The following is a 21,168-nucleotide window of genomic DNA, read 5'->3' as shown; positions in this document are numbered from 1 at the left end:
ACCTCCAATACTATCTTTGCCCTGCTGAAGAATAGTTACTAAACGTAACTTAAAATTGAAATTATACTTCTGATTTTTTCTCATAAAAATGCCCCAAATAAGTGTCTAACTTTTTGGGGCATGTCCAAAATTGAAGCCTTTTGTTATTATGTAATATATCGTATTGATTAGTGTCCGATTACAGTTCCATTCGGAATCACAGCATTCTTTTTGATAACAACGATACCATCGCATACCGTATAATGCTCTGTGTCTTCATCCTTTAGATGTGCTCCTCCAACCACACGTACATCATTACCTATACGACAATTTTTATCCAAAATTGCATTTTCAATGTAACAACGTTCCCCTACCCCAATTGGTGGAGGCTGCTGTGTATTGGTCATTTGAACAACCTGATTCAGGTCCTCATAATAATCAGACCCCATCATATATGTCCTCTTGATCACAGTACCTCTTCCGATACGCGAGCGAATACCAATTACTGATTGTTCGACTTTATCACTCAATATTATACAACCATCAGCTAAAATGGCATTATTCAAAGTTGTACCAGATACCTTTGAAGGAGGTAGCATGCGAGGACGCGTAAATACAGGCTCACCGAATAAATTGAAAGCAGGGATATTATCCGTTAAACTTATATTTGCTTCGAAGAATGAGGCAATGGTTCCAATATCAGTCCAATAGCTATCAAACTGATAACTCAACACTTTACAATTCTCAATAGCTTCAGGAATAATTTCTTTACCAAAATCTAAACCAGGATTCTCCGCTAACAATCTTGATAAAACTCCTTTTGAAAAGATATAAATACCCATCGAAGCTAAATAATTACGCCCTTGATGATTTAAATCAGCCGGCACGTCGGAAGTCCAATCTGGTAACAGTTCTTTTGACGGTTTTTCTATGAAAGCTGTTATTTCATCGTTTTCATTTGATTTCAATATCCCAAAGCCAGTTGCTTCTTTTCCTGTGACAGGTATCGTCCCTATAGTAATTTCACCACCATTTTTCACGTGAAAATCCACCATTGCAGCATAATCCATCTGGTATAACTGATCCCCAGATAATATTAGCACATAGTCATAATCAACATTTATTAGGTTTTTCTGTGTACGACGAACCGCATCAGCTGTCCCCTCAAACCATCTATCTCCTTCATTAGTTTGTTCTGCGGCTAGGATATCAATAAACCCTTTGCTGAATACGCTAAAATTATATGTGTTCTTAATATGCTTATTAAGTGACGCTGAATTGAACTGCGTCAAAACAAATATCTTGTTATAACCTGAATTAAGACAATTAGAAATTGGAATATCAACTAATCTATATTTACCTGCAATTGGTACAGCTGGTTTTGATCGTTGGTCTGTCAAAGGATAAAGTCGAGTCCCTCGACCTCCACCTAGTACTATGGATACAACTTTGTGTGACATAATTATTTGAGTAACTGGTTATATAAATCTATGTATTTTTTCGCTGATTTGTCCCAAGAAAAATCAAGAGACATTGCCCTTTTTCTAATTCGATTCATATTTACTTGTTTCGAACTATAATCAAGCGCTCTTATGATTGTATGACTGACACTTTCCTCATTAAAATCCTGAAAAACAAAACCATAACCACCGTCTTGATCAATATCAACTACTGTATCTTTCAAGCCCCCAATGGCTCGGACAATTGGAATTGTTCCATATTTAAGTGCATATAGCTGATTTAACCCACAAGGTTCTACTCTTGAAGGCATCAATATAAAATCAGATGCAGCATAAGCCTCATGAGCTAAAGCTTCATTGTAGCCAAAAAAAACAGCTACTTTAGGCTTATATTTTTCATATACACGCTCTATCTTTTGCTGTATTTCGACATCCCCAGACCCTAGAATAAATATATTCAGCTTGTGATCAGATGCTGTATAGAAATCATCTATAAATAAGGACAAGATATCCGCTCCCTTTTCATAAGCAAACCTCCCTATATATGTAAGCAGAAAGGCATTTTTTTCTAGACCATTCTTATCACAAAATATATCCTTATTTACTTTCTTCCCTTTTACTACGTTAACCTTATTATAGTTTGCACTAATTAGAGGATCAATAGCTGGATCCCAAAGATCTGTATCAATTCCATTCACGATTCCATGAGCCTTATATGCCTCACTTATAAACAAATTTTCTAATCCAGTCGCCTCTTCAGTAAGTTCTCCTAAATAACCTTCAGATACCGTTGAATAAGCATCACAACATCGGACAGCTGATGATAATGAATTGATGGCACCAGACCAGTCCATCAATCCCCACCTCCACGTATCAAAGGCAGGTAATAATATTCCTTTATTCCAATTCATCCATCCTTGGTATCTGCCATTGTGAATTGTGAATAATGTTTTAATAGTAGATAATTCTCTGAAGTCATTTCCGTATTTGAGAAAAAATGGAATCAAACCAGTATGATGATCATGACAATTAATGACATCTGGACGTACATTACTATTTACTATCCAATGTAAAAATGCATGTTGAAAAGCTATCCATTGATCACTCTCATCTTCGTATTCATAGACCTCTGGTCGATCTAAAAGTCCAGGAATTTTGATCAAATATAATGGAAAACCAAGATTTGCCTCGTCGTGAAGAAAAACAGTATAAGTCAAGTATTGTGACCCTTGATAAAATCCACCTTCGGCAATCTTTTCAAATTGATGAGATTGTACGTAAGGTTTATTGTACCAAGGCATAACGACAGACGCATCTATTCCTAGTTTGCGTTGATATTTTGGAAGAGCCCCTACTACATCAGCTAAGCCACCAACTTTGGCTACAGGATAACACTCTACACTCACGTGAATGACTTTCATCTTGTTATTTAATTTAGTCTCCATTTTTAATTTGTCAACTTCAATATAAGACCTCCTAGAGGAGGTAATGTCAGTTTTACAGAATTATTTTTGTACATCCAGTGAATCGGTTCTGATTTTATGTTTCCAATCGTCATACCTGTTCCAAAATAATCCATTTCATCTGAATTGAATATAATTTCCCAATTTCCTTCTTCTGGCACTCCTACACGATACCCATCCCTAACAACAGGAGTCAAATTTATGATTACCACAAGATCATTATTTCTATCATGCCCCTTTCGTATATAAGCTAATACACTGTTTTCTGCGTCGTTCAATTCCAACCATTCAAATCCCTCAGGACTAAATGACTTTTCGTATAATGCTGGCTGATCACGATATACAGTATTCAAATTCTTCATATAATGAAAAAGTCCCTTATGAGGTGGAAAAGCCATTAAGTGCCAATCCAATGATTGATTGACGTTCCATTCGGAAAGTTGCCCAAATTCTCCCCCCATAAAAATTAATTTTGTACCAGAAAAAGTATACATAAACAAGTACAAAGCACGCAGATTAGCAAATTTTTGCCACTCATCACCATGCATTTTGTTAATCAGTGACTGTTTACCATAAACCACTTCATCGTGTGATAATGGTAGCATGAAATGTTCATCATAAGCATATATAAAAGCAAAAGTAAGCTGACCATGCTCGTATTTGCGATGAATTGGGTCAGCTTTAAAATAGCCCAATGTATCATGCATCCAACCCATCATCCATTTCATTCCGAAACCTAACCCTCCATCATAAGTAGGCTTACTAACCCCTGGCCAAGATGTAGACTCTTCAGCTATCGTCTGCACATCTGGATAATTGGCATAGACTGCCTCATTAAATTCTTTTAAGAAATGTACAGATTCCAAATTTTCTCTTCCTCCAAATTCATTTGGAATCCATTCACCCTCATTTCTCGAATAATCTAAATATAGCATTGATGCTACTGCATCTACACGAAGTCCATCAATATGGTATCGGTCTAACCAAAACAATGCATTGCTAATCAGAAATGACCGTACCTCGTTCCTTCCATAATTGAAAATATAGGATTTCCAATCTGGATGAAAACCTTTGCGCATATCCTCATGTTCATATAGAGCTGATCCATCAAATCTATAAAGCCCATGTGCATCTCCAGGAAAATGTGATGGTACCCAATCCAAAATAACACCAATTTCATTTTTATGTAATTGTTCCACCAAGTACATCAATTCTTGTGGAGTCCCATATCGTGATGTTGCCGCAAAATAACCTGTAATCTGATAACCCCATGAAGGATAATATGGGTGCTCAGCTAATGGCATGAATTCCACATGTGTAAATCCCAAACTCTTTACATAAGGAACCAATTTCTCAGCTATCTCACGATAAGTCAGTAGTCGGTCGGGATTATTAGGATCTCTTATCCAAGAACCCAAATGCAACTCATATATAGACATAGGGCGATCCAATCGATTACGTTCATGACGATTACGCATCCATTTATCATCCTGCCATTGATACCAAGTTGTAGACACGACGGAAGCTGTCTTTGGGGGTACTTCCATACTTAAGGCAAAAGGATCTGATTTTTCTAGAATATCTCCAGCATATGTTTCGATTCTATACTTATATACCTCTCCTATACCAATATTGAAGATTACGCCTTCCCAAATTCCACTATCATCCCAGCGTACATACAATTCATGAACATATGGATTCCATCCATTAAAATTTCCTATGACAGATATTTTTTTTGCATTAGGAGCCCATACAGCAAAGTATACTCCCTGCCTTCCATCTATAAAAACAGTCTGGGAACCAAACTTTTCGTATAGACGAAAATGTTTTCCACTCCTAAACAGACTAATATCAAAATCAGAGAATAAAGAAAAAACCTCAACTGCTTTGCTCATAAATTATTATTCAATGGTTAACTTCTTGAAATCATTATCAACTAAAATATACTTTTCACCATTTTCATCAATCTGTAAATACAAACTAACTCCATCCATCACTATATTTTTAGGTTCAAAAGGTAATCCTACAGGATATATCTTGTAGTCATCATATTTCTCTGTAAATAATCCGTCACGCTGTTGCAGCAATTTTACGCTATTTGCAGTACTATTTTGAATAAAGTGTTTCTCTAAAAATATATTTTGCTCGTATGCAAATGTTTCACCATGATCAGTATAACCGTAACTGTGGTTTTCTCCTTCATCATAGTATAATAACAACTTCAAAGACTCAATTTTTTTCTCACCAGTATATTGCATGACAGGATATTCGGCCATTACAGTACCTGCCTTTATGAAGATTGGCATTTCATCCAACGGTGTATTAATTTCAATTTCATTGCCACCTGCGTATACTGTATTATTGAAATAGTAATACCAATTGCCTTGTGGTAAATACACGACTTTTGATTTTTGACTCGGGTTTAATACTGGGGACACTAGAATTTTATCCCCAAATGCAAACTCTTCTTCACGTAATAAGTTTTTATAAACATCTTGTTCCAACATAGCTACAGGTCTCAAAATAGGTAATCCATATTTATGTTGTTGCCAGAAAATCGAATAGATATAAGGTAATAATTTATACCTTAATTCGATGAATTTTTTACAAATAGCTTCCCATTCAGGACCAAAACTCCATGGCTCCCTATCTACTGTATCTCCCGCGGAGTGAACGCGCATGAATGGAGAGAATACTCCAAATTGCATCCAACGAGTGTATAGCTCTCCATCAGGATTGCCGGTAAACCCTCCAATATCAGTCCCACAAAATGATAAGCCAGACATTGACAAGCGCTGTAATTGTAATATACCTATTCTCAGATGTTCCCAAGTAGCAATATTATCTCCAGTCCAGACAGAAGAGTAGCGTTGCGTACCTGAATAAGCTGCTCGCGTAATCGTAAATGGTCGTTTGTTTTTATATAACTTTTTCAATCCATCATATGTAGCACGCACCATCTGCATTCCATAGATATTGTGAGCCTTACGGTGTGAACCTCGATACCCTTCATAATAATGTCTTACATCATCTGGAAATGTCCCTTTACCAAATATAGCTGGCTCATTCATGTCATTCCAAAATCCTGCTACACCATCCTCTACCAAACCCTTGTATAGGCCACCCCACCATTCACGTACTTTTGGATTTGTATAATCAGGGAATTGACAACGTCCAGGCCATACAAAACCCTCCATAAAATAGTCATCTCCCCTTCTACAGAAATACTTATTATCTTGCCCCTCTTTAAATACCCAATAATTTTCATCTACCTTAATACCAGGGTCGATCATTACTACTGTTTTAAATCCATTAGCTGATAAATCAGAAATCATTTGCTTAGGATCGGGAAAATATTTCTTATTCCAGGTGAAACAGCGATATCCATCCATATAATCAATATCTAGGTAAATCGCGTCACAAGGTATTTCTCTCTTGCGAAACTGATCAGCTACATGACGTACATTTGCCTCAGGATAATAACTCCATCGACACTGATGATAGCCTATTGCCCACATTGGAGGTAAATAATGTGTACCGGTAAGTTCATGATAGCGTTTTACAACATCAATTAACTGAGGACCATGAATATAATAGTATTGCAGCTCGCCTCCTTCTGACCAAAAACTTGTTTGATCTTTATGTTCGCCTCCAAAGTCAAAATAGGTCTTAAACGTATTATCAAAGAAAATACCATAGGCATCACCTCCAGTCACTCCTTGATAAAAAGGAATAGTCTTATATAATGGTTCTTGATTAAAAGCGTAAGAATACGTATCCGAATTCCAATTGATAATTCTCCTACCTCTCAAGTTAAGATGAGATGCTTTATCACCACAGCCGTAGAAAACTTCGTCATCAAAAGCCTTTTTAGTAGCATAAACATAATAACCACCAAAATCATCATTTTCCTCCCAATGCATTGGAGAAAAATCTCCATTCATTAATTTCCCTTTAGTATCGGAAAATGAAACTAAAAAATTCTGTTTATTAATTGTACAGACTACATTATTCGTACTTACGTAATAATTAATTTCATCTTCTTTGACATCATACGAATGGGGCTCATGCGCTTGATCCACCACCGCATAAGAAAAGTCATCTAAGAAGACCCCTATCGGGGCTAAGCGTACACGAATGATATCGTCCGAAACAACTTTCACTTCTACTTTTGCTTTGCCATCAGAAAATATATAGTTATTCCCTTCTTTGGTAAAACTTCTAACAGATTGTAAATAAGTTTTTTCAATTATTGGTAAATCAAGTACAGGATTATTAACGTGCTGAATATTTTCTAATACTTCTTCCGAAATCAAACTAGATGCGATTTCTTCCTTTTTAGTGTCACTCATAATAAAATTTGTAATAAGTTTAGTTGGATGTCTTAATGTTTTTTAAATTACAATTATTTTTTATAATCTTTCAATTAATTTTTATTTTTTATTATAATAATTTCAACCGCACAATATTTTAACATAGTTTGAATCTCATATTACCATCACATAATTACATATGCATAGGATAATATTCTTTTAAATACGTAACTTTGTATGCTTTTCGCTGACCCTGTAAGTCAACGGTTAAACATAAAATAGATACAAATGAAATTATCACAATTTAAATTCAACTTACCCGAATCTCTTTTAGCTAATGAGCCATCTGAACAACGTGACGAATCACGCTTAATGGTGCTTCACAAAGACACTGGTAAAATTGAGCATAAAATCTTCAAAGACGTACTAGATTATTTTGATGATAAGGACGTTATGATTTTGAATGATACTAAAGTTTTCCCTGCTCGTATGTACGGTAATAAAGAGAAAACAGGTGCTACAATCGAAGTGTTCTTATTACGTGAGTTAAATAAAGAATTGCGTCTTTGGGACGTATTGGTAGATCCAGCTCGTAAAATTCGTGTTGGTAACAAGTTATATTTTGGTGATGATGATTTATTAGTCGCGGAGGTTGTTGACAACACAACTTCTAGAGGTCGTACCATTCGTTTCTTATTTGATGGTACTGATGAAGAGTTTCGTCGTAATATTGAGATTTTAGGAGAGACTCCTCTTCCTAAATACATTAAACGTAAGGCTACTCCAGAAGATAAATTCCGCTACCAAACGATCTATGCGAAAAACGAAGGTGCTGTAGCTGCTCCAACAGCAGGTTTGCACTTTTCACGTGAATTAATGAAACGTTTGGAATTAAAAGGTGTTGATTTTGCAGAAATTACGCTTCACGTTGGTTTAGGTACCTTCCGTACTGTAGAAGTAGAAGATCTAACTAAACACAAAATGGATTCAGAGCAATTCATCATCTCTGATCAAGCAGCTCGTACAGTAAATAAGGCGTTAGATAACAAGAGAAAGGTATGTGCTGTAGGAACAACATCAATGCGTGCTATTGAATCGGCTGTATCTGCTGATCGTCGTCTCAAAGCTGCTACCGATTGGACAAGTAAATTCATTTACCCTCCTTACGATTTTAGTATCGCAAACTCAATGATTACAAATTTCCATACACCTGAATCTACTCTTTTAGTAATGATTGCAGCATTTGCTGGGTATGAAAATGTAATGAATGCTTACGAAGTAGCTGTTAAAGAAAAATATAAATTCTATAGCTACGGAGATGCAATGTTGATTATTTAATATTCTAATAATATTTCAATATTTTTGAGCGTGATTGATAAACAATCACGCTTTTTTTATCAAATTTCAACTATGCTAAGTCGCGTTGTTATCATTGCTGCAGGAGGTACAGGCTCTAGACTAAATGTCAATTTACCCAAACAATACATGTTATTAAATGACAAACCAGTGTTGATGCATACTATAGAAGCTTTTGAAAAACACGTAGACAAAATAATTGTGGCTATACATGTCGACATGATAGATTATTGGAATGAACTCTGTATTGATCACAATTTTAACATACCTCATGAAATAGTCTTGGGAGGTAAAACAAGGTTTCAAAGCGTGAGAAATGCAATAAACTATTTAGAAACACGTTTTCCCGATTTATTTTTCGATGAAGATAGCACCATCTCTATCCATGATGCTGCACGTCCACTGATCAATTCAGATCTAATCAAAAAATCATTTGAATTGGCATTTGATGGAAAATCAAATGTATTGGCACTGAAGAGTACAAATTCAATAAGAATTGGTAATCAAAGTGAAAATGACGCTATTGATAGAGAAACTGTTTGGCAAATACAAACTCCCCAAACATTTCCAACACAAGTTCTATTAGAAGCCTATCAACAAATGGAATTACCCAACTTTACCGACGATGCTTCTGTCGTTGAAAAAATTGGCTATTCCATACATCTTATTGAAAGTAGCTACAAAAACATTAAACTCACTCACCCTGAAGACTTTGAAATAGCCAAATTGTATTTAAATAATACGTAACATCTTACAGATTAAGCATTTCCTCGTATAATACGTAGTAAAACGACAATAACTGCTATAACTAACAGAATATGAATTATTCCGCCTGTAGCAAAGCCTCCGAAAAAACTAATCGCCCATATGATTACTAATATCACTGCGATGGTGTAAAGTAGATTTCCCATAATCCTAAAATTTATAATTAAACTTTTGTGTATAAACTATTTTATTTTAGGGTAATAACAACTGGAAATAAGAAAGGTTTATTTTACAACAAATTATTTTAAATCTAAACACAACTTATCGTGTGCTACAAAAACATTTTCAGGCAAAATGGATTGTATATACTCATGTCTTCCAAACCTATGGCTAATATGAGTTAAGTATGCTTTTTTGGGTGCTATTTGATTAATAAAATCTAACGCTTCTTGCAAAGTGAAATGCGAAATATGAGGATCCTCTTGAAGTGCATTTACAACCAATATTTCAACACCGTGTAGCGCTTCAATAGATTTATCAGACACAGTCTTAGCATCGGTAATATAAGCAAATTTTCCAATTCTAAAGGCTAGAACTGGCATTTTGTAATGCAACACTTCAATTGGCAAAACATCAGTATCCAAGATATTAAAACTATCTAACGACTGTATTTCTTTCAACTCTAGTTGAGGCACACCGGGGTATTTAATCGCAGAAAAAGCATAGTAAAACTCCCGTTGAAGAGCTTCCAATGTTTCAGCATTGGAATATATCGATAAGGACTCCTGCTGCTTGTAATTAAAGGCTCGTACATCGTCCAGTCCTGCAATGTGGTCCTTATGCGAATGAGTGATTAAAATGGCATCCAAATTCATCACGCCTTCACGCAACATTTGATATCGGAAATCTGGCCCTGTGTCAATAACTATATTACGACCATTATCAAGTTCGATTAGAATAGAAGATCGTAGGCGGTTATCGTGCACATCTGTAGAAGTACAGACTTCACAATCGCAAGCTATAACAGGTACACCTTGAGAAGTTCCAGTTCCTAAAAATCGAATCTTCAAACTAAGCCTCTTCCTTTTTAATTAATGACTTATAAAATGTCCATTGCTTTTCATCAAAATCATCTTTAGATACTTCAAATTCACGTAGCAATAAAACCAATGAATTAATCTTGATTTCTAAATTAGAAAATTTGTTCACAATAATCATCTTTGTATTCTGAATTACACAGGCTCCAGTTTTGAAATTTCCCTTTTCATAACGAACCTTGTATCCCAAATCTAACAATAGATTTTCTATTTTATCTAAATTATATTGTGTAATTGATATCACGATATATGTTTATTAAATAGGTTTTACATTGAGGTGTTCTTCTGCAACCATTTACGATCTATGTAATTTGTCATAAATCCAGTTCCATAAGCTATCAATTGTGTATACGCCGCAATTACCGCATTGACTGAAACAAAAAGACTTTTAGTAGTCAATAGTGCGTGTAAAAACAATACCACTGTATAAAATAACAAAAACACATTACCGATACTAACCAATATTTGCAACGGTAGAAAATTGGTAAAAATAGTGAAATTGATAATATTTAATACGATCAATACAATAACACCGGACGTAAATATGGCTGGCAAAGAATGAACTAACTTAAGTTCAGCAGGGTACAACATTGATATATCTATTCTTCCTTTACCAAAAGCTCTAGTTTGTTTATAAAACTGAGAAAAGCTCGTTCTTCTTTTGTGATATACAAAAGCTTCAGGAATCAATCCAACTTTATAGCCAGAGTTAATCATTCGAATACTAAATTCTATATCTTCAGAACGCCTTGAAAGTTTATAACCTCCTGTATTCTCCCACACCTGTCGGGATATTCCCATATTAAAACTACGCGGATGAAACTGTCCTACATGCTTTTTATTACCTCTAATACCTCCAGTAGTAAAAGGGCTAGTCATTGAATAGCTTATTGCTTTTTGGATCGTCGTAAATGATTCATGCGCAGCATCTGGTCCACCAAATGCGTCCCATCCATTTTGCTCAATAGAAGATTTTACGACCTCTAAATACATCTTAGGAACTAAGATATCTGAATCGAAAACTATAAAAAAATCGCCCTTAGCCTTACTAAAACCTAAATTTCGAGCAAAACCCTGTCCCTCATTTTCTTTCTTATAGTAGATAACATTAATTTTATCTGAAAATGACTCAACTATTTTATCAGCAGTTTTACTAGAGCCATCTTCTACAACAATAACTTCAAATGAAGTATAAGTCTGTTGTGTCAACGAATGCAATAATTCTTTGATCTCATCAGGTCTGTTGTATAATGGAATGACTATTGAAAAAAACATGTTTTTAGATTACACTTTCAATATGGTATTTATTACGCTCCGAACTATTACGTGACAATAATTCAGCAATGAATCCAGTTAAAAACAATTGCGTACCAATCATAATAGCCAGCAATGACAAATAGAACAATGGCTGATCTGTGACATTGCGGTAGACTGTGCCATTTGCAATACTCATTAGCTTTTCACAAATCAAATAGATAGTAATGAAAAAGCCTATTAAAAAACTGACCACACCTACTGGACCGAAGAAGTGCATTGGACGTTTCCCGAATTTGCCTACAAAAAATATAGACATCAAATCCAAAAAACCTTTAACAAAACGTCCTGGCCCAAACTTAGTCGTTCCATATTTCCGCGGATAGTGCTGTACTACCTGTTCTTGAATATTTTTAAAGCCTGCCCATTTAGCTATTACCGGTATGTAACGATGCATCTCACCGTATACTTCGATGCTCTTTACGACATCTTTTCTGTACGCTTTCAATCCACAATTAAAGTCATGTAAATTATCAATACCAGAAACGCTACGCGTTACTGAATTAAACAATTTAGTAGGAAGAGTCTTCGTTAACGGATCGTAACGCTTTTGCTTCCAGCCTGATACTAAATCAGCACCTTTATTCATGATACGATCATATAGTTCAGGTATCTCATCAGGACTATCCTGCAAGTCTGCATCCATTGTGATCACAACGTCACCTTGTGTAGCGGCAAAGCCAACATTCAAAGCTGCTGATTTGCCATAATTTCTTCTAAACTTAATACCAGAAATCTGCTCATTTGATTTCTTCAAGTCTTGAATTATTTTCCATGATTTATCCGTACTACCGTCATCCACCAAAATAATTTCATAAGAAAAATTATTAGATAACATGACACGACGTATCCAATCTGTCAATTCTGGAAGTGATTCCTCTTCATTATACAATGGTATTACAACAGATATATCCATTTTGTATCGTGCTTAATCCTAAGGTTAATTAAAATTCTTACGTAGACCACCTTGTGATAACTTCTCATTTCGAGTAAGCGCTGCAAGGATTAATGAAAATACAAATTGCATCACAATAGATATCATTATGCTTCTGAAAGTGTCTTTGAGAGTAATTTCTCCTAACGTATTCATTTGTTCTTCTAATGCAGCCACACGCGTATCAATTACATCGTCTGGCGCGCCACTACTCTCCAATTGTTCAATTGTGATATTGATGGTATTACGCAATACCTCTTCCTGTAAGGCTGGATTAATAGAATGTACGTAGAGTGTTGTTGAAATAGTTGCAATTAAAGTAGATATCAGTAACATAAGAAACGTTGATTTCAAGGCTATCGAAAAATTCCAATAGCCACCATTTTTCTTACGTAATGCATAAGCAAACACCAAAGCAATGATTATATACAAAATAGTATTCACTCCAAATGAAACTGAAGTCAATAACCAAAATGATTCAATACTTTTACTAATAAAAAGAACAACAAGGCCTAAAGCTAAAGAAATCAACCCCAGTAATACACCATATTTAACACTTTCCTTTTTATTATAAGAAGCGTCAAATCCTGCGTCATTAAACTTAGTCTCTTCCATTTTCTACTTGTTAAAGTTTACTATTACATGATAAACTGCTGTTTCGTAAGCTTTGTTAGCGGCGTTGCTTGTGAATTCTTCGAATTGAGCTGAAGTGGGATTTTGCTCGTAAAAAAACGACAGCATAGGGTTAAACAACTCATACAATTCATCCATTGGACCTACTGTTTTACCGACTTTAGCAATCTCTGAGTAATCTGATTCAACTAAAATTTGATTAGCAATTACTTTTTCGTAGATACGGTGTTCATCTTGAAACTCATCCTCTTCCACTAATAAGAATTCTTTCAAATAATCGTCTAAATCAGCTTCAATCTCGTCGTCAGCACATTCCTTCAAGTACAAGAAAACATTAAGCAATTCTGTACCACGATCTAAAGTATCTTCTTCGATTTGTTCCCATTCTGGTGAATCCAAGTAATCTTCTTCCAACTTTTGCACGTCTTCAGCAAAGAAATTAATCATTAACAAATCAAATGACAGTTCTCGTAATTCCTCAAAAGATTGGTAATCATCAAATACAACATCCATAGCTGCGACCTTAGCCATAAATGGGGATTCCAACTCGAATGCTTCATTCAATGCTGCTAAAAACTCAGCACTTTCAATATTTTCAATAGATGCATAAGAAGCTATACCAGCTTCTAAAGCATTTTTAACTTTATTATCCATAATTATTTATTTAATACCAATTGATTGTTATTGACAACCAACTTTACTCTACCCACCAATTCTTGACCAAATAATGGGTTATTTTTGCCTTTAGACTTGTTAGATTTCTCATCAAAAGTCCATTTTTCTTTACTATCAAATACCACTAAGTTTGCTTTTGCCCCCTTCTCTATAACAGGCACATTCAAACCCACAACTTTACGTGAACCAACCGCTAATTTATCAACAATTTGTTCATCAGACAAACCAGCCTTCACTAACAAAGGTAACACGGTCTGAAGCCCCGTAATACCATTTTTAGCGATTTCAAACTCTACATTTTTGAATTCTATTTCATGAGGTGTGTGTTGCGATACTACTGCATCGATAACACCTTCTTTCAACCCTTTCAACAAAGCTTTGACATCTTTTTTAGTACGCAATGGAGGGCTTACTTTGTAATTAGAATCAAACCCTACTATATCATCATCAGTGAATACCAAATTATGTGCAGCAACATCACATGTAACTTTCAAGCCTTTGGCTTTAGCCTTTTTTATTAATTCAACTGAATCCGCAGTTGAGATTGTAGAAAAATGGATTGGTGCATCATTGTATTCTGCTAAGTACAAATCACGTGAAACCATCAGAGATTCAGCTAAATTTGGAATACCTTTCATACCCAAATAAGTACTCATCTCTCCTTCATTCATTTGATTTCCTCCGGAAATGGATTCATCTTGTGCAAAAGAGATAATCAACCCATTAAATCCTTTGGAGTATAACAAGGCTCTCCCCATTAATCCAGCTTGCTGCACGCTTCTATTCCCATCCGAAAATGCTATAGCCCCATTGATCTTCATATCATACAATTCAGCCAATTCATTTCCTTCACGTTTTTTGGATATTGACCCGATTGGATATACATCTACTAGATTACCCTTTGCGGCATTCACCACTAAAGACACCTCTGTTCTACTTTGTATCGCCGGATTTGTATTGGGTTGTACAGCTATAGCCGTATAACCACTCGCTTTGGCAGCAGCAGTACCTGTAGCAATGTCTTCTTTCGTTTCGTAACCTGGCTCACCAATATTAACGTTCAAATCAAAAAAACCAGCACTAACAGCAGCGCCACTAGCATCAATTGTCTCCACATCCTTATTCGCTGTTATTTTTGCTCCTATATCAGCAATTACTCCATCTTTTATTAAAATATCGACTTGTTTACCATCAAAATTATGACCTGGCGAAATCAATTTGGCAGAAGTAATTAGAAATGTACTCATGGATATTAATTCTTGAAAAAAATTGGGGTTTTAAATATAAATAGTTGGGGAAAACACAATTTTATAAATACAAATCCCATTATACGTGCACATAGGTTACACCGTACTAGAACTATATTTTTGTGTTTTATCATCAAAAGACAAATGTACACAAAAATGCTTTTAGTAAAGAAAGGATTTTTACGCAGATGTATTATTCTTGCTCTCCCCAACGATAGGTATCAATTTTCAAATCAACCAAAGAAAGAACTCTATCCACTACAGTACTGGCAACATCTTCTAAGGACGATGGTAAACTATAGAATGAGGGTGATGCAGGACATATAATTCCTCCAGCCTGCGTCACAGTAGCCATATTATTGATATGAATCAAATTCAGCGGAGTCTCTCTGGTCACCAAAATTAGCCTTCTCCTTTCCTTAAGTATCACATCAGCAGCACGTGTTGTCAAATCAGATGATGTACCTGTAGCAATCCGTGCCAACGTACCCATTGAACAAGGACAAACAATCATACTATCATACTGTGCTGATCCAGACGCAAATGGTGCCATAAAATCATTTTTGGAATAAAATTGAAAATCATAATTATTATATGACTCATCTCCCAACTCATATTTCCAAACATCCCTAGCATTATCAGACATTATAACACCTACATTAAATATCTGGGTCTTTCCAAGCACTGTCAATTTATCCAAAAGTACTTTGGCATATATAGAACCTGAAGCTCCCGTAATTGCTACAACTATCTTCCTTTTACTCATGAAAACAAAGCTAAATAAAAAAGGGTCGAATAAGAAATATTCGACCCCTACATCTACCTATGAAAAACATGCCCTTGGGGAGGGCATTACAAAAGTAACAAAGCTTATCTTAACTACAAGGGAAATCTATTAATCATACCGAACTTATAAAAAAATTGTAGATGTAGTTCTACAAAAAATTCACATACCTCAAAAAAACAGTGCTAAATCGTATAACCTAAATATGAGACAAAAAAGTATATCCAAATTTTTATCATGAAATTTATTTAACCAATTTTTTAAAATGATTAACATTTACTAATATTATGCATATTTTTTGTTTAATTAGATGCAGACAATGATATCCTTATGAGCATTACAATCTTAGAGCAATATATTGAAACTGGTAATCATATAGACTTAGAACATTTTCTGTCAAATGATTCGTCACAACTGAAAGAAAAAACAAGACAAAACATATCACCATTACTATTAGCTTGCTACTGCCAAAAACCACAACTTGTACAAATTATACTTAAATTCACAACAAGTATCACCATTCATGAAGCATGTGCTGCTGGACTATTACAACATGTCCAAATGATGATCGAACATAAAAAAGATATTGTGGAGGAATTCTCTACACAAAATATCACTGCTCTAGGTATTGCTACACACTTCAACCAAGAAGATATCGTACGTTTGTTACTATTGCACAAAGCAAACCCTAATATTCCATCGCAAAATGGTCAACAAATCTATCCGCTTCACACTGCCCTAAGTAATAATAATAGCAACATTAGCAAAATGTTAATTGAAGCTGGGGCTGAAGTAAATGTAAAGCAACACGGAGGAAATACGCCTTTACATTTTGCAGCGCAACATGGTAATATCGAAATGATTATTATTTTGCTGGAACAGGGAGCTGACATCACAGCACTAAATGATATTAGAGAATCGTCAGCAGATTTAGCGTCAAAAAAAGGCTTCAGAGAAATCGCTGAAATTTTAAAACTTAACTAACGTTTCAAAATCGCATATCCTATTGCGCAGTCTAAACATCTCTTAGGCGTGCAATAGTGTTTAAATAAGTGCAATAATGCTTGGGATTCACTAGCATTACTAGCTTCGATCATTCGCGCTTCATAAGCATTCACAATAGAATTCTTTTCAACAGGTAATAATTGTAACCAATACAAAGCTTTTTGTTGCAATTCTTCGTTTCCGACATACTTACCGTATGCAAAAAGAATTGGCACAAATGCATTTAAAATTACATGGTGAATAAATGCTTGAGTCAATGCAGTTGAATGCGTTTTGGATAATTTATTAAAATGAAAATGATTACTCCAATATTCAGACACCTGAATGTTACTAAATTCTAGGATCGTCTCCTCAAAAGTACTATTCTGAATAAATTCAAACCAATGAACTCGCTTATGGAAAAGAGCACATAGTTGCGCTAATCTAAAAGTAGGAAAATTATGAGGGCGCATGCGTAGAAACTTCCATTCTAGGGGTGACATCTCTCGTAATTCATATAAACACTGTAAGTATAAATATTCTTTCTTAAGTGACTCCCAATAATCCTCGTCGGTTTTGGTCGTATTCAAAAATCCTGCAGAGCCAAAAAGCATCGCTTCAAGCTTAGATGGTTCACTAGCGAATTTGTAAATAAGGTTTGGGTTCGTATAAAGAAACAGACTTTCATATGCGTCCGCATTAACCTTCATCCCAAAGGCGCGTCCTAACGCTATAAATTGAATATGTTCCCAACTATATTTAACTATTGTAGCCCATTTTTTTATCATTTCATATTTCGATTCAAGTCGTTCGACTACTAATCGATCCAGCCAATTATTAACTGTAATGCCTGAAATTCTTGGCAAGTGACTTTCACAAGCTATCCATTGTTCATTTTGCATCAACTGCTCATATTTCAATAACAATGACTCATCCACAAAATTTTTCAGAACTAGAGTAGGGATCTCTGTTCCGTCAGATCTTTTGATCTTTATACCTTCAAAATTTTCCCATACAACATGTAAAATCGTAGAATTGTAACGAGGATCTAAATGATGTTGGTGATCTTTCCAGTGAGTAGAACTCTTATGTAGTTCAATATTACCCACCCATATTTCATTATTAATTTGAATTTTGGATAATTCAAAATCAGCCCCAGCATGCATGTTGTATTGACCAAAATTTAGTATCCGCAACGGCTCCCCTTGCGTTGTAATTAGGTCATTTTGATTAATTAATTTATAGCGCCATATAAAATGAAGCAATTTTTCCGGCCACTTCATTTTACAATTTACGAAATAAAACTAATCTTTAAAGAAAGTTTTCAATTCATTATCCCCAACTAGGGTAGACTTAATTTCGCGAACAGGCAATTTTGGTGACTGAATACCTTCACTCCAGTTTTCATTACCAACAAATACCCTAGCTTCATCCCAAAGACCAGCTTCAACAAATTGTTTTATTGTCTTTGCGCCTCCCTCGATAATAATAGACTGAACATCCATAAGGTACAATTGGTACAATATATTTTGCGGTAGATATAAGTCAAAATTTTCCAATTGAATGTATTTCAAATGCTTATTCCAATCCGTTTTTAAAGCATTGAAAATAATTAAATCAGAATCCTTCGCAAGAAACAAATTGGAATTTGTAGAAACTTCTAAATTTTTATCAATCAATACTCTTTTTGGTGACTTTCCTGACCAAAGTCTATTCGTCAAGGCAGGATTATCAACCAAAGCGGTTCGTGTACCGACAAGAATTGCATCTTCTTCCGAGCGCCATTGATGCACCAATTGCTTACTAGCCTCATTTGAAATCCATTTTTGTACATTATCCAACCGTGCGAAAAAGCCATCTTTAGTTTCCGCCCATTTCAATATCACATAGGGACGAAATTGACTTATTCTTGTGAAAAAGCGTCTATTTATAAACTGACATTCTTTTTCTAACACACCTAAGACAATCTCAATACCTGCATCTTTCAACCTTTGTACGCCCAAACCATTTACCTTTGCAAAAGGGTCCAAACAGCCAATTACCACCTTCTTAAATTGGTATGCAACTAGCATATCAGCGCAGGGAGGAGTCTTGCCATGATGCGCGCAGGGTTCTAAAGAAACATAAACAGTAGATTGTTTAAAAAGAATTTTAGCCTCTGATTCACCATAGAATGCTATAGCATTATTGATCGCATTCACCTCTGCATGTGCCCCTCCGTACGGTGAGGTATATCCCTCTCCTATTATTTCATCCTTATACACAATGACAGCCCCGACCATAGGGTTAGGACTTACGGTCCCTGCTCCCAACAACGCCAAATCCAAACAACGCTTTATATACTGTTCCTCTATTTGCATAATACAAACTTAGCATTTTGTCATATTTAAAAGAAAAACGAAACAGATTATTGTAAGTTTGTACTATGGTTACAACGTGGAAGGATATCGAAAATCTTTATCAGCAGCATCTTACATCGCTCTACCCCGCAGACGAAATCAAGGCACTTTTTTTAATAGTATTGGAAGAGATTGCTGGAATAAATGCTGCAAAATATATTGTAGAAAAGACAAATTCAGTGGACAACTATTCAGAACAACTAACTTCTATTCTTCAAGAATTAAGTAGTGGAAGACCATTACAGCACATATTGGGTAAGGCTGATTTTTATGGAGAAAAATTTGAAGTTAATGTCCATACACTAATACCAAGGCCTGAAACAGAGGAATTAGTACATCTAATAATCAATGACTACAAGAATAAAAAGGAATTAAAAGTCATAGATGTTGGTACTGGCTCAGGCTGCATTCCAATTACATTGAAGAAGCACTTAAATCAAAGTGAGGTTTGGGCTGTCGACATTTCGAAAGAAGCTTTAGAAGTTGCCAAACGAAATGCGAATTCATTAAACCAGCATATTCAATTTATATTGGCAGATATTTTGGAATGGGAATTTATTTTTTCTGAGCCACAGAATTTTGATATTATAGTCAGCAACCCACCCTACATTACACCAAAGGAAATGACAGAAATGCATGCAAATGTCCTCCATCATGAGCCTCATACCGCACTTTTTGTAGAGGAGTCTGCACCCTTAATTTTTTATGATTACATAGCAGACTTTGCTAATCAGCATTTGAGTGAACACGGAACCTTATATTTTGAAATCAATCAATACCTTAGTTTGCAAACAGCCGAGTTAATTCGTAAAAAAGGATTTCGTACTGTTGAAATATTCAAGGATATAAATGGTGTAGATCGCATGATTCGCGCTAAAAGGAAATAATCAGACACTAAAGCATCAACCCATTGAGAAAAATAGACAGAAAAAGAGATCAAATAAGCTCAAGTATCTTCAATATCAAATTATTTAAAAAATAATTCTCTTTGCATGAGTAATTTACGAAAAACACAGGTTTTTTATAAAGGAAATATTTGCAGTTTAAAGTAAAAACTCTACCTTTGCATCACTCCAAACAACGAAGGAAACTTCAAAAACGGAGGATTCCGTAGCTCAGCTGGTAGAGCAATACACTTTTAATGTATGGGTCCTGGGTTCGAATCCCAGCGGGATCACAAAAAAAAGCTTCACTTCTCAGTGAGGCTTTTTTTGTAACTTTTAGATTCAAAATAGCAATGAACGGTTTGTCTTTCTAAAAATCGGATCAATCTGAATTCTTGGGGGGAGTGTTAAAAATTTCGGATCAATCTGAATTCATGGGGGGAGTGTTAAAAATTTCTTAGTTTAGTATCCTTAATACAGATATCGGATCAAGCTGAATCCTTGGGGGGAGTGTTAAAAATTTCTTAATTTAGTATCCTTAATACAGATATCCCTTGCAAGAAGCCGAACGTAAATTACTATCCTTATTGATGCCCGAAGGGCTTTTGGAATATTTTCAGATTTTAGAAGTCGATCAAGTTGACAATCAACTCCATATTTATTTAGATGAGCTTAATATTGCTCCGACAAGTTATGAGAACAGCAAGTTGGAGTCAAAGGGGTTTATGCCTTCCACTGAAATTTCAGACTTTCCCATTCGAGGTCAGAAAGTTACGCTACATATCCGCCGTCGTCGCTGGACGGTACTGGATAGCGGAGAGATCGTCACAAGAGATTGGAACCTGGTGCGTGAGGGTACTCGAATGACAACGGAATTCGGGCTTTTTTTAAAGAAGATATTTGGATAATCATCCTGTAAGCGCTCAATTGGTAGGTCTGTT

20 protein-coding genes and 1 tRNA gene are annotated in these 21,168 nt (G+C 35.3%); 6 read left to right on the top strand and 15 right to left on the bottom strand.

What is annotated here, in order from left to right; translation table 11 throughout:
• Nucleotides 1-167: 167 nt before the first annotated feature.
• The 4 genes from IPZ78_RS16515 to IPZ78_RS16500 are packed head-to-tail and all read right to left on the bottom strand — an operon-like array spanning nt 168 to nt 7,254.
• Entirely contained in the window at nt 168-1,439 is a 1,272-nt protein-coding gene (locus IPZ78_RS16515; RefSeq protein ID WP_225555090.1) for a glucose-1-phosphate adenylyltransferase, read from the bottom strand.
• A gap of 2 nt (nt 1,440-1,441) precedes the next feature.
• Entirely contained in the window at nt 1,442-2,884 is a 1,443-nt protein-coding gene (locus IPZ78_RS16510; protein WP_225555089.1) for a glycogen synthase, read from the bottom strand.
• A 2-nt stretch (nt 2,885-2,886) separates the two neighbouring features.
• Nucleotides 2,887-4,797, bottom strand: a complete 1,911-nt coding sequence (gene glgB / locus IPZ78_RS16505) for a 1,4-alpha-glucan branching protein GlgB (RefSeq protein WP_225555088.1) — start codon at nt 4,795-4,797, stop codon at nt 2,887-2,889.
• Between the two features lie 6 nt (nt 4,798-4,803).
• The gene (locus IPZ78_RS16500; protein ID WP_225555087.1) at nt 4,804-7,254 is read right to left on the bottom strand and encodes a glycoside hydrolase family 31 protein; all 2,451 of its coding nucleotides are present in this window, start codon (nt 7,252-7,254) and stop codon (nt 4,804-4,806) included.
• A 249-nt stretch (nt 7,255-7,503) separates the two neighbouring features.
• On the opposite strand from IPZ78_RS16500, the gene queA reads away from it, so the two are divergent.
• Both queA and ispD read left to right on the top strand, forming a co-directional pair.
• Nucleotides 7,504-8,553, top strand: a complete 1,050-nt coding sequence (queA, locus tag IPZ78_RS16495; RefSeq protein WP_225555086.1) for a tRNA preQ1(34) S-adenosylmethionine ribosyltransferase-isomerase QueA — start codon at nt 7,504-7,506, stop codon at nt 8,551-8,553.
• Nucleotides 8,554-8,625: 72 nt separating this feature from the next.
• Entirely contained in the window at nt 8,626-9,318 is a 693-nt protein-coding gene (ispD, locus tag IPZ78_RS16490) for a 2-C-methyl-D-erythritol 4-phosphate cytidylyltransferase (protein WP_225555085.1), read from the top strand.
• 11 nt (nt 9,319-9,329) lie between these two features.
• Here ispD and IPZ78_RS16485 read toward each other — a convergent pair whose 3' ends face one another.
• The 9 genes from IPZ78_RS16485 to IPZ78_RS16445 all read right to left on the bottom strand — a co-directional run bounded on the left by IPZ78_RS16485 (nt 9,330) and on the right by IPZ78_RS16445 (nt 15,942).
• On the bottom strand, nt 9,330-9,482 hold the full coding sequence (locus tag IPZ78_RS16485) for a lmo0937 family membrane protein (protein WP_225555084.1): 153 nt from the start codon (nt 9,480-9,482) through the stop codon (nt 9,330-9,332).
• Between the two features lie 93 nt (nt 9,483-9,575).
• Entirely contained in the window at nt 9,576-10,346 is a 771-nt protein-coding gene (locus IPZ78_RS16480; RefSeq protein ID WP_225555083.1) for an MBL fold metallo-hydrolase, read from the bottom strand.
• A gap of 1 nt (nt 10,347) precedes the next feature.
• Nucleotides 10,348-10,617 (bottom strand): hypothetical protein, encoded by a 270-nt coding sequence (locus IPZ78_RS16475; RefSeq protein WP_225555082.1) that lies wholly within the window; start codon nt 10,615-10,617, stop codon nt 10,348-10,350.
• Between the two features lie 23 nt (nt 10,618-10,640).
• The gene (locus IPZ78_RS16470; RefSeq protein ID WP_225555081.1) at nt 10,641-11,648 is read right to left on the bottom strand and encodes a glycosyltransferase; all 1,008 of its coding nucleotides are present in this window, start codon (nt 11,646-11,648) and stop codon (nt 10,641-10,643) included.
• Nucleotides 11,649-11,652: 4 nt separating this feature from the next.
• Nucleotides 11,653-12,603: a glycosyltransferase family 2 protein gene (locus tag IPZ78_RS16465; protein ID WP_225555080.1), complete on the bottom strand. Its 951-nt coding sequence runs from the start codon at nt 12,601-12,603 to the stop codon at nt 11,653-11,655.
• A gap of 24 nt (nt 12,604-12,627) precedes the next feature.
• The gene (locus tag IPZ78_RS16460) at nt 12,628-13,236 is read right to left on the bottom strand and encodes a DUF4199 domain-containing protein (protein ID WP_225555079.1); all 609 of its coding nucleotides are present in this window, start codon (nt 13,234-13,236) and stop codon (nt 12,628-12,630) included.
• Between the two features lie 3 nt (nt 13,237-13,239).
• The gene (locus tag IPZ78_RS16455) at nt 13,240-13,908 is read right to left on the bottom strand and encodes a hypothetical protein (RefSeq protein WP_225555078.1); all 669 of its coding nucleotides are present in this window, start codon (nt 13,906-13,908) and stop codon (nt 13,240-13,242) included.
• A gap of 2 nt (nt 13,909-13,910) precedes the next feature.
• Nucleotides 13,911-15,176, bottom strand: coding sequence for a dihydroorotase (locus tag IPZ78_RS16450; protein WP_225555077.1), 1,266 nt, complete (start codon nt 15,174-15,176; stop codon nt 13,911-13,913).
• A 193-nt stretch (nt 15,177-15,369) separates the two neighbouring features.
• A complete protein-coding gene (locus IPZ78_RS16445) occupies nt 15,370-15,942 on the bottom strand; it encodes a UbiX family flavin prenyltransferase (protein WP_225555076.1) in 573 nt (190 codons plus the stop codon).
• A gap of 348 nt (nt 15,943-16,290) precedes the next feature.
• Between IPZ78_RS16445 and IPZ78_RS16440 the strand changes: the two genes are divergently transcribed.
• Nucleotides 16,291-16,944: an ankyrin repeat domain-containing protein gene (locus IPZ78_RS16440; RefSeq protein WP_225555075.1), complete on the top strand. Its 654-nt coding sequence runs from the start codon at nt 16,291-16,293 to the stop codon at nt 16,942-16,944.
• On the opposite strand, the gene IPZ78_RS16435 is transcribed toward IPZ78_RS16440, so the two are convergent.
• Nucleotides 16,941-18,227: a DUF2851 family protein gene (locus IPZ78_RS16435; RefSeq protein ID WP_225555074.1), complete on the bottom strand. Its 1,287-nt coding sequence runs from the start codon at nt 18,225-18,227 to the stop codon at nt 16,941-16,943. The genes IPZ78_RS16440 and IPZ78_RS16435 overlap by 4 nt on opposite strands.
• 21 nt (nt 18,228-18,248) lie before the next feature.
• Nucleotides 18,249-19,304, bottom strand: coding sequence for a bifunctional diaminohydroxyphosphoribosylaminopyrimidine deaminase/5-amino-6-(5-phosphoribosylamino)uracil reductase RibD (ribD, locus tag IPZ78_RS16430; RefSeq protein ID WP_225555073.1), 1,056 nt, complete (start codon nt 19,302-19,304; stop codon nt 18,249-18,251).
• Nucleotides 19,305-19,369: 65 nt separating this feature from the next.
• Here ribD and prmC point away from each other — a divergent pair, with 65 nt between their 5' ends.
• The 3 genes from prmC to IPZ78_RS16415 all read left to right on the top strand — a co-directional run bounded on the left by prmC (nt 19,370) and on the right by IPZ78_RS16415 (nt 21,135).
• Nucleotides 19,370-20,230, top strand: a complete 861-nt coding sequence (prmC, locus tag IPZ78_RS16425; protein ID WP_225555072.1) for a peptide chain release factor N(5)-glutamine methyltransferase — start codon at nt 19,370-19,372, stop codon at nt 20,228-20,230.
• A 217-nt stretch (nt 20,231-20,447) separates the two neighbouring features.
• Nucleotides 20,448-20,520, top strand: a tRNA-Lys gene (locus IPZ78_RS16420).
• Between the two features lie 261 nt (nt 20,521-20,781).
• Complete coding sequence (locus IPZ78_RS16415) at nt 20,782-21,135, top strand: ISAon1 family transposase N-terminal region protein (RefSeq protein ID WP_225552055.1); 354 nt, start codon at nt 20,782-20,784, stop codon at nt 21,133-21,135.
• The last annotated feature ends 33 nt before the right edge of the window (nt 21,136-21,168 follow it).

Source organism: Sphingobacterium bovistauri (assembly GCF_020295405.1).
Taxonomy (GTDB): domain Bacteria; phylum Bacteroidota; class Bacteroidia; order Sphingobacteriales; family Sphingobacteriaceae; genus Sphingobacterium; species Sphingobacterium bovistauri.
This window is presented reverse-complemented; position numbering and strand designations above follow the sequence as displayed.

What these genes read in the sequence shown, in the direction of transcription:
- IPZ78_RS16470 (WP_225555081.1), bottom strand. Translation starts at nt 11,648, where the DNA reads ATGTTTTTTTCAATAGTCATTCCATTATACAACAGACCTGATGAGATC.
- IPZ78_RS16445 (WP_225555076.1), bottom strand. Translation starts at nt 15,942, where the DNA reads ATGAGTAAAAGGAAGATAGTTGTAGCAATTACGGGAGCTTCAGGTTCT.
- IPZ78_RS16465 (WP_225555080.1), bottom strand. Translation starts at nt 12,603, where the DNA reads ATGGATATATCTGTTGTAATACCATTGTATAATGAAGAGGAATCACTT.
- IPZ78_RS16440 (WP_225555075.1), top strand. Translation starts at nt 16,291, where the DNA reads ATGAGCATTACAATCTTAGAGCAATATATTGAAACTGGTAATCATATA.
- glgB (WP_225555088.1), bottom strand. Translation starts at nt 4,797, where the DNA reads ATGAGCAAAGCAGTTGAGGTTTTTTCTTTATTCTCTGATTTTGATATT.
- IPZ78_RS16460 (WP_225555079.1), bottom strand. Translation starts at nt 13,236, where the DNA reads ATGGAAGAGACTAAGTTTAATGACGCAGGATTTGACGCTTCTTATAAT.
- ispD (WP_225555085.1), top strand. Translation starts at nt 8,626, where the DNA reads ATGCTAAGTCGCGTTGTTATCATTGCTGCAGGAGGTACAGGCTCTAGA.
- IPZ78_RS16510 (WP_225555089.1), bottom strand. Translation starts at nt 2,884, where the DNA reads ATGGAGACTAAATTAAATAACAAGATGAAAGTCATTCACGTGAGTGTA.
- IPZ78_RS16515 (WP_225555090.1), bottom strand. Translation starts at nt 1,439, where the DNA reads ATGTCACACAAAGTTGTATCCATAGTACTAGGTGGAGGTCGAGGGACT.
- IPZ78_RS16500 (WP_225555087.1), bottom strand. Translation starts at nt 7,254, where the DNA reads ATGAGTGACACTAAAAAGGAAGAAATCGCATCTAGTTTGATTTCGGAA.
- IPZ78_RS16485 (WP_225555084.1), bottom strand. Translation starts at nt 9,482, where the DNA reads ATGGGAAATCTACTTTACACCATCGCAGTGATATTAGTAATCATATGG.
- IPZ78_RS16455 (WP_225555078.1), bottom strand. Translation starts at nt 13,908, where the DNA reads ATGGATAATAAAGTTAAAAATGCTTTAGAAGCTGGTATAGCTTCTTAT.
- IPZ78_RS16450 (WP_225555077.1), bottom strand. Translation starts at nt 15,176, where the DNA reads ATGAGTACATTTCTAATTACTTCTGCCAAATTGATTTCGCCAGGTCAT.
- queA (WP_225555086.1), top strand. Translation starts at nt 7,504, where the DNA reads ATGAAATTATCACAATTTAAATTCAACTTACCCGAATCTCTTTTAGCT.
- ribD (WP_225555073.1), bottom strand. Translation starts at nt 19,304, where the DNA reads ATGCAAATAGAGGAACAGTATATAAAGCGTTGTTTGGATTTGGCGTTG.
- IPZ78_RS16435 (WP_225555074.1), bottom strand. Translation starts at nt 18,227, where the DNA reads ATGAAGTGGCCGGAAAAATTGCTTCATTTTATATGGCGCTATAAATTA.
- prmC (WP_225555072.1), top strand. Translation starts at nt 19,370, where the DNA reads ATGGTTACAACGTGGAAGGATATCGAAAATCTTTATCAGCAGCATCTT.